At 72.8% G+C, this 7,362-nt stretch carries 8 protein-coding genes and 1 tRNA gene; 5 read left to right on the top strand and 4 right to left on the bottom strand.

Features of this window, described 5'->3' with window-relative positions; genetic code table 11:
- Positions 1-57: 57 nt before the first annotated feature.
- On the bottom strand, positions 58-537 hold the full coding sequence (locus ACFU7Y_RS35920; protein WP_380770872.1) for a hypothetical protein: 480 nt from the start codon (positions 535-537) through the stop codon (positions 58-60).
- A 363-nt stretch (positions 538-900) separates the two neighbouring features.
- Here ACFU7Y_RS35920 and ACFU7Y_RS35915 point away from each other — a divergent pair, with 363 nt between their 5' ends.
- Positions 901-1,686: an alpha/beta fold hydrolase gene (locus tag ACFU7Y_RS35915; protein ID WP_224281310.1), complete on the top strand. Its 786-nt coding sequence runs from the start codon at positions 901-903 to the stop codon at positions 1,684-1,686.
- Between the two features lie 154 nt (positions 1,687-1,840).
- Positions 1,841-2,959 carry a glycosyltransferase gene (locus ACFU7Y_RS35910; protein ID WP_380770871.1) on the top strand — a complete coding sequence of 373 codons (1,119 nt, stop codon included), beginning with the start codon at positions 1,841-1,843 and terminating at the stop codon, positions 2,957-2,959.
- Positions 2,960-3,056: 97 nt separating this feature from the next.
- Here the strand turns inward: ACFU7Y_RS35910 and ACFU7Y_RS35905 are convergent, their stop codons facing one another.
- Both ACFU7Y_RS35905 and ACFU7Y_RS35900 read right to left on the bottom strand, forming a co-directional pair.
- Positions 3,057-3,662 carry a cysteine hydrolase family protein gene (locus ACFU7Y_RS35905; RefSeq protein ID WP_224281312.1) on the bottom strand — a complete coding sequence of 202 codons (606 nt, stop codon included), beginning with the start codon at positions 3,660-3,662 and terminating at the stop codon, positions 3,057-3,059.
- A complete protein-coding gene (locus ACFU7Y_RS35900) occupies positions 3,659-4,930 on the bottom strand; it encodes an MFS transporter (RefSeq protein WP_224281313.1) in 1,272 nt (423 codons plus the stop codon). The genes ACFU7Y_RS35905 and ACFU7Y_RS35900 overlap by 4 nt, the downstream gene beginning before the upstream one ends.
- 146 nt (positions 4,931-5,076) lie before the next feature.
- Here ACFU7Y_RS35900 and ACFU7Y_RS35895 point away from each other — a divergent pair, with 146 nt between their 5' ends.
- Positions 5,077-6,012 carry a LysR family transcriptional regulator gene (locus ACFU7Y_RS35895; protein ID WP_380770870.1) on the top strand — a complete coding sequence of 312 codons (936 nt, stop codon included), beginning with the start codon at positions 5,077-5,079 and terminating at the stop codon, positions 6,010-6,012.
- A 75-nt stretch (positions 6,013-6,087) separates the two neighbouring features.
- Here the strand turns inward: ACFU7Y_RS35895 and ACFU7Y_RS35890 are convergent.
- Positions 6,088-6,161 (bottom strand) — tRNA-Gly (locus ACFU7Y_RS35890).
- A 277-nt stretch (positions 6,162-6,438) separates the two neighbouring features.
- Between ACFU7Y_RS35890 and ACFU7Y_RS35885 the strand changes: the two genes are divergently transcribed.
- Both ACFU7Y_RS35885 and dcd read left to right on the top strand, forming a co-directional pair.
- Positions 6,439-6,660 carry a hypothetical protein gene (locus tag ACFU7Y_RS35885; RefSeq protein ID WP_174315667.1) on the top strand — a complete coding sequence of 74 codons (222 nt, stop codon included), beginning with the start codon at positions 6,439-6,441 and terminating at the stop codon, positions 6,658-6,660.
- A 71-nt stretch (positions 6,661-6,731) separates the two neighbouring features.
- The gene (gene dcd / locus ACFU7Y_RS35880; protein ID WP_224281315.1) at positions 6,732-7,307 is read left to right on the top strand and encodes a dCTP deaminase; all 576 of its coding nucleotides are present in this window, start codon (positions 6,732-6,734) and stop codon (positions 7,305-7,307) included.
- Positions 7,308-7,362: the final 55 nt, after the last annotated feature.

Raw genomic sequence — 7,362 nt, 5'->3', positions numbered from 1 at the left:
AGTCCGGGGGGACTCGCTCCACGCCTCCCCCGGTCCTCCCCCGCGCCAGGCCCTCGACTACGCCAGCGCACTCCAGTACGGACAGCACACGTACGGCAGCGGCGGCGCGCAGCGGTCGACGCTTCCGGACAGCACCGGGCCCCGCTCCGAGCGGGCCACTCCGGGTGAGCCCGCGGTCAGTCCGGCCTCACCCGACTCGCCGAAGCTCAGCGCCAGCCGGTAGCCGTCCGGGGTGGTCGCGGCAACGCCCGGGCGGTCCCGGTCGGCGTTCAGCGAGGTGATCATCCAGCCGCGCCGCCGCCAGTGCCGCTCCACCACGTCCACCAGCACCGCCCGTCGGGGCAGCGAGACGACGGTGAGCAGGTCCCGGCCCCGGGTGACGTACCAGAGCAGATCCGACTCGCGCCCCGGCAGCGGCAGCCGCGCCCCCGCCCGCGCGGGTGCCCCCTGCCAGGCCGGCGCCGGACGGACGGCGTCCAGAGTGTCCTGGAGCAGCATCTCGCAGCGTTCGGCGGCGTCCAGCTGATCGACCGCCACCCCCGGTCCCGAACCCGACTCGGCCCCCGGCCGTCGGACCGGCGCGACCCGCGCACCGCCGGGGCCACCGCCCGGGCATCCGACGTTCAGTTCGGCACCACCTGACTGCACAGGGCCCTCCGTACTCCCCCCGGCGTTCAACCCGGGCAGGCATTCCGTCACTGCTTGGACGGCGGGCGGGTACCGGCAGTTCCCCACCCGGCCCCGTCCCTCACCGTTCCCACACTTCCATATTGCACTGCACGGTGCAGTTGAATCACTAACCTGCACTGTGTAGTTTACTTCTCGTGCCGGCCGGCCGGGCCGGACCCCCGACCGGCCGCCCCCGGCACGCCTTCTGACCCACCGTCGAGAGGATCCGCCATGCCCGCCATCACCGTCGGCACCGCCCGCATCCCGTACCGCGTCGTCGGCGAGGGCCCCGACACGCTCGTCCTGGTGCACGGCACCGGCCCCGGCTCCGCCATGTGGGACGGCCTGCTGGACGCCTTCACCGACCGCTACACCGTGCTGCTGCCCGACCTCTCCGGCAGCGAGGCCGCCGAGGACGACGGCGCTCCGCTCACCCTGGAGGCCATGGCCGCCCAGGTCGCCGCCGTGATCGAGGACGCCGGCCGCGGCCCCGCCGACGTCCTCGGCTTCTCGCTCGGCGCCGTCGTCGCCACCGCGACCGCCGCCCTGCACCCCGAGCGGGTCCGCCGCCTGGTCGCCGCCGCCGGCTGGATCAGCGCGGAACAGGACGAGTACCTGCGGCTCTCCATGGCCACCTGGCTCTCGCTCGCCGACCACCCCGCCGCGTTCGGCGGCTACGCCACCCTCACCGCCTTCAGCCGCGGCTTCCTCAACCGGATCGGGCGCGAGGCCGTCCAGGCCAACACCGCCTACATGCAGCCGACTCCGGGCACCCTGCGGCACATCGCCCTCAACCTCGGACTGGACCTCGGCCCGCTGCTCCCGCTCGTCCAGGCCCCCACCCTGGTGATCGGCTGCACCCAGGACGCCACCGTCCCGGTGGAGGACACCCGCCGACTGCACGCCGCCCTGCCCGGCAGCGCCTACGCCGAGTTCGACACCGGCCACATCGTGCTCGCCGAGCAGACCGAGGCGTTCACCGGCACCGTCCGGGGCTTCCTCCTTGCCGCCGCCTGACCTCGGCAGCGGCGCGTGGAGCACACCGCAGCCCGGGAGGCAAGCCCCGCTCCAGAAAGGCTGATTACCGCGCATGGTGACCCAAATCAAATTGACTGAACGTCAACTTCGAAGGCGAGACTGCCTTGTTGGCGACATTCGCAAGGAGACGACCATGCGCATACTTTTCACCGGCCCCGCCGCGGCCGGTCACCTCTACCCGATGGTGCCCACCGCTCAGGCGCTGCGCGCCGCCGGGCACGAGGTCCTGTTCGCCACCGGACAGCCGGTCGACCTGATCCGGCCCGCGGGCTTCCCGATCGTCGAGATCGGTGACGGCCGGGGCCTGCGGGAGATCATCGAGGAGCGCCTCGGCGGCAAGGTCCAGTACATCAACCACGACAGGACCCAGGAAGAGATCTTCGACATGGCGGCCGCGATGTTCGCGCACGCCACCCGCCCCGGCGTGGACGGCCTGCTGGCGGCCGCCACCGACTGGGGCGCCGACCTGCTCGTCCACGACTCCTGCCACGCCGCTCCCCCGCTGGTCGCCGCCCGGCTCAAGATCCCGTCGGTGGTGCACAACTTCGGCGCCAGCCCCGGCCGTTCCATGACCGAGCTGGTGGCCTCGCACGTGTCCGACCTGTACGAGGAGTGGGGCCTGGCCGGCCCGACCGTCACCGCGGCGCTCAACGTCGGCCCGCTCGGCGGCGACCCGGACGGCCTGGCGATGCGCTACGTCCCGTACAACGGCGGCGGTATCGTCCCGACCGAGTTCCTCCGCAAGCCCGAGCGCCCGCGGGCGGTCGTCACCCTGGGCACCGTGCTCTCCGAACTCGACGGCGTCCGCGCGGTGGTCCGCATGGTCGAGGCGGCGGCCGAGGTCGACGCCGACTTCCTGCTCGCGGTCGGCGACGCCGACCTCTCCCCGCTCGGCACCCTGCCCGCCAACGTCCGCAGCCTGCCCTGGGTCCCGCTCAACGAACTGCTCGGCCGCGCCGACGCGCTGATCCACCACGGCGGTTCGGGCACCATGCTGACCGCCCTCCAGGCCGGCCTGCCCCAGCTGCTGCTCCCGCAGGGAGCGGACCACTTCGTCAACGCCGACGCCCTCACCGCCACCGGCGCCGCCCTGAGCTCCGCCTCCGACGCCGTCGACGCCCCGCTGCTCACCCGCCTCCTCACCGACGCCGCGCTGCGCGACGCCGCCCACCGCCTGCAGGCCGACAACGCCGCCCTGCCCGCCCCGGCCGCCCTGGTCCCCGTCCTGGAGGACCTCGCCGCCCGCCGCTGATCCCTCCGCCGCCTCGGGCGGCAGCGGAACGACGCGCGACAGCCGCAGGTCGGCCGGCCTGCGGCTGTCGGCGGTACGGGCGGCGGCGGGGTGCTCCTCATGACGTCGAGGCCCGGAGCAGGGCGCGCAGCCCGGCGGTGTCGACGACGTGGGCCCGGGACGGGAGGACCCGGTGGAGCAGGACGTCGTGGACTCCGGGGTCCGGATCGGCGACGCCGTCGGACAGGACGTGGAGCCGGTAGTCGCGGTCGGCCGCGTCGATGACGGTGGACAGGACGGCGCCGCTGGTGCTGAGGCCGGAGACGACCAGGGTGGTGATGCCGCGCTCGCGCAGCTGCCGGTCGAGGTCGGTGGTGGACATGGCGCCGTGGCGGGTCTTGCGCACGACGATGTCCCCGTCCCGGGGCGCCAGGCGCTCGTGGACGGCGGCGGCGGGGTCCTCGTGGTGCATGGCGCGGTGTCGGGCCAGCGGGGCGAAGGACCTGTTGGCGGCCGGGACCGCGTCCCAGTCGGCCTCGGTGAAGCCGACGCGCACGTGGGCGATGGTGCCGCCCTCGGCGCGGACGTCGGCGATGGCGCCTGCCAGGCGGCCGAGCAGGGCCTCGCGGCCCCCGTCCTCGGGCAGCGCGGCCAGGATCGCGGGCTGGCAGTCCAGGACGAGAAGAGCGGTGTGCGCGGGGTCGAGTGCGGGCTGGGTGCTCATGCGGGTGTCCTCCGTGCTGATGATGTGCCTGGTACGGCATCCGGCCGCGTTCGGTCGGACCGGGTCCGGTCGGACCGGGGAAGCAGGAGCGGGGTGGCCAGGATGAGCAACCCCGCGACCGTGATGGCGGTGCGCGGGCCGGTGGCGTCGGCGAGCAGCCCGCCGAGCGCGGTGCAGACCGCGATGGACGCCTGCTGCCCGATCGACCAGGCCGACAGGGTGCGGGCGACCAGGTGCTTGGGCGTGCGTTCGAGCCGGTAGGTGGCGAGCACCGGGTTGAACAGGCTCATGTTGACGATGATCGCCAGCTCGACGGCCATCACGGTGACGAGGCCGACCACGCCGGGTCGGACGAAGGCCAGGCCGATCAGCCAGACGGCGCGCAGGGTACCGACGATCCGGAAGACCCGGTCCCGGCCGTAGCGCGCCACGACCCGCCGGGCCAGCCGGGAGCCGACCAGTCCGCCCAGGCAGGGGGCGGCGAAGGCGAGGCCGTACTGCCAAGGGGCAAAGCCGAGTTGGCGCAGCAGGAGGACGGCGAGCATCGGCTCGGTGGCCATGATCAGGCCGGCCACGAGCATGTTGTTGAGGTAGAGCGCCCGCAGACCGGGGTCGCCCATGATGTGGCGCCAGCCGTCGAGCACCGCGCCGGCCCGGACCGGGTTCCCGCCGGCCGGCCGCGGGGCCTCCTCCCGGCCGCGGATCGCGACGAGGCAAAGCGCGGAGAGCAGGTAGCTCAGCGCGTCGGCCACCACGGTGGTGACCGGCCCGAACCGGCCGATCGCCGCCCCGCCCAGCGGCGGCCCGACCGCGATGGAGCTCCAGTTCGTGGACTCGAACCGCGCGTTGGCCACGAGCAGGTCGTCCGGCCGGACGAGGGCCTTGAGGTAGGCACCACTGGCCGCGCCGAACGCGATCTTGGCCGCGGCGACCACGACCGAGACCACGAGCAGTTGGACGAAACCGAGCCATCCGAAGGCATAGGCGACCGGGATCGTCGCCATGGCCGCGAACCGGATCAGGTCCATCGCGACCATGACCGGGCGCTTGCGCCGGAACTCCACCCACGGCGCGAGCGGCACCGCGACCAGCGCGCCCACCGCGGGCCCCACCGCGGACAGCGCGGACACCTCGACGGGGCCGGCGTCCAGCGCCAGCACGGCGATCAGCGGCAGTGCCCCGAACCCCAGCCCGGACCCGTACGCGCTCACCGCGTACGCCGCCCACAGCCAGCCGAACCGCCTGCCCAGCCGTTTCCTGCCCACCATGCCCGGCGCGCTCCCCTCGACGTCCCGACCCCGACCGAACAAACCGAAGTTGACCAGTGCGAGCTAACCGGGCGGCGCAACAGCCGGTCAAACAACCGATTCACCCACCAGACACAACCATGGGTTGTTCACTAGGGTGGGTCGGCGTGGATCTCGAAGCAGTGCGCACCTTCGCCGCCATCGCGGAGGCCGGCCAGTTCCAGAAGGCCGCCGTCGACCTGGCGATCACCCAACAGGCCGTCTCCAAGCGCGTCGCCACACTGGAGCGCGACCTCGGTGTACGGCTGTTCACCCGCACCCCGCGCGGCGCCGAACTCACCATCGACGGGCAGGCGTTCCTGCCCCACGCCCGCGAGCTGCTGCGCGCCGCCGAGCGTGCGGTCGCGTCCGTGCGCACCGGCCGCCGCCCGCTGCGCGTCGACGTGATCGCCTCGCGCGGCGCGGCCTCGGGCCTGATGCGCGGCTTCCACCACGCCCACCCCGAGATCGACCTCGACGTGCTGATGCTGCTGGAGATCGAGACCGCCGTCGCCGCCATCCGCTCCGGCACGATCGACGCGTCCTTCCGCGCCGTCGCCATGCCCGGCCGACCACTGCCCGAGGACATCGAGTCCGTCCGGGTGCTCGACGAACCGCTCCAACTCCTCACCGGCCCCGCCCACGCGCTGGCGGGCACCAAGTCGGTGACCGTCGCCGAGCTGGTCGGCCACCGGATCTGGATGCCCGGCATCATTCCCGGCAGCGAATGGGGTGCCTACTACGACGACCTCGTCGCCGAGTTCGGCCTCACCATCGAGGCCACCGGCCCCAACTTCGGCTCCGACGCGCTCCTCGACACCATCGCCGACACCCCGGCCCTGGCCACCTTCATGAGCGAGCAGACCCGCCTCGTCTGGCCCGCCGGCCACGGCCTGCGCCGCATCCCGGTGACCGACCCGACGCCCGTCTACCCCCACTCACTCCTCTGGCACCGCGACAACCCCCACCCCGCCCTGCCCACCCTCCGCGCCCACCTCGCCACCACCGCGCCCACCCCCGACACCCCGGGAACCTGGACACCCGCCTGGGCGCTCCCCCGCTGACCACCCCACGGCGGACTCACCACCCGCCCCGGACAACACGAAAGCCGCAGGTCATGTGACCTGCGGCTTTCGGTATGGAGCGGGCGACGAGAATCGAACTCGCGCTCTAAGCTTGGGAAGCTCATGTTCTACCATTAAACTACGCCCGCCTGATGAGCCGTCAGAGACCGCTCGATCCAGTGTCACTGTACCCCATCTGCGACGGTGGTTGCACAGGGGGTCGGCGGACGCGGCGGAGCGCGGTGGGGCGGGTGTTGGGGGCGTACTGTTTGGGCCGCGTGCGAGTGCCCCGGTGGGTGGGGGTCGGGGCGGCGAGCCACGGTGAGGAATGTCCGGAACATCCCCTAATGTGACGCTGTCCTGGGGCTCGGCCGCCGGGGCGCGTGAGTACGGGTGAGTACTGGGTTAGGGATGGGAAGGGGATCGATGGAGCAGCGCGCCGTCGTTCGTTGTGCCGAGGGGCATCTGTTCAGCACCACCACGTTCCCGATGCAGAACCTCGGTCCGGGCCGGCTCGGGCCCGGGCGGTTGATCCGCTGTCCGCAGTGCGGACGGCTGCGGAGTTCGGTGCTGGCCGACGTGCGGGAGCTGTCGGAGCCGCAACTGGCGCGGGCGATGCGGCTGGAGGCCGCGGAGTTCCTGGCCTGACGGCGGACGGACGGGTAGCTGGGCCCCGGGCGGATTCGTCCGGGGCCCTTTCTTGCACGTAACCTCGAAGCGTGCTGCTCTCTGACAAGGACATCCGGACCGAAATCGACCTGGGCCGGGTCGTCGTCGACCCGTTCGACCCGGCGATGATCCAGCCGTCGAGTATCGACGTGCGCCTCGACCGCTTCTTCCGCGTGTTCGAGAACCACAAGTACCCCCACATCGACCCCTCCGAGGAGCAGCCGGACCTGACCCGGCTGGTCGAGCCGGAGGGCGACGAGGCGTTCATCCTCCACCCCGGCGAGTTCGTGCTGGCCTCGACGTACGAGGTCATCACGCTGCCCGAGGACGTCGCGTCCCGGCTGGAGGGCAAGTCGAGCCTGGGCCGGCTGGGCCTGCTCACCCACTCCACGGCCGGCTTCATCGACCCGGGCTTCAGCGGCCACGTGACCCTGGAGCTGTCGAACGTCGCGACGCTGCCGATCAAGCTGTACCCGGGCATGAAGATCGGGCAGCTGTGCCTGTTCCGGCTCTCCTCACCCTCGGAGCACCCGTACGGCTCGGAGCGCTACGGCTCGCGCTACCAGGGCCAGCGCGGCCCGACGCCCTCCCGCTCGTTCCTGAACTTCCACCGCACCAAGGTCTGACCGCAGGGCCCACGGAGCGCACGCACGACGGGCGGCCACCCCTCACCGCGAGGGG

This window comes from Kitasatospora sp. NPDC057542 (assembly GCF_042801945.1).
In the GTDB taxonomy this organism is placed as follows: Bacteria; Actinomycetota; Actinomycetes; order Streptomycetales; family Streptomycetaceae; genus Kitasatospora.
The sequence above is the reverse complement of the archived record's forward strand: the minus strand, read 5'-3'. Positions and strand labels throughout refer to the sequence as shown.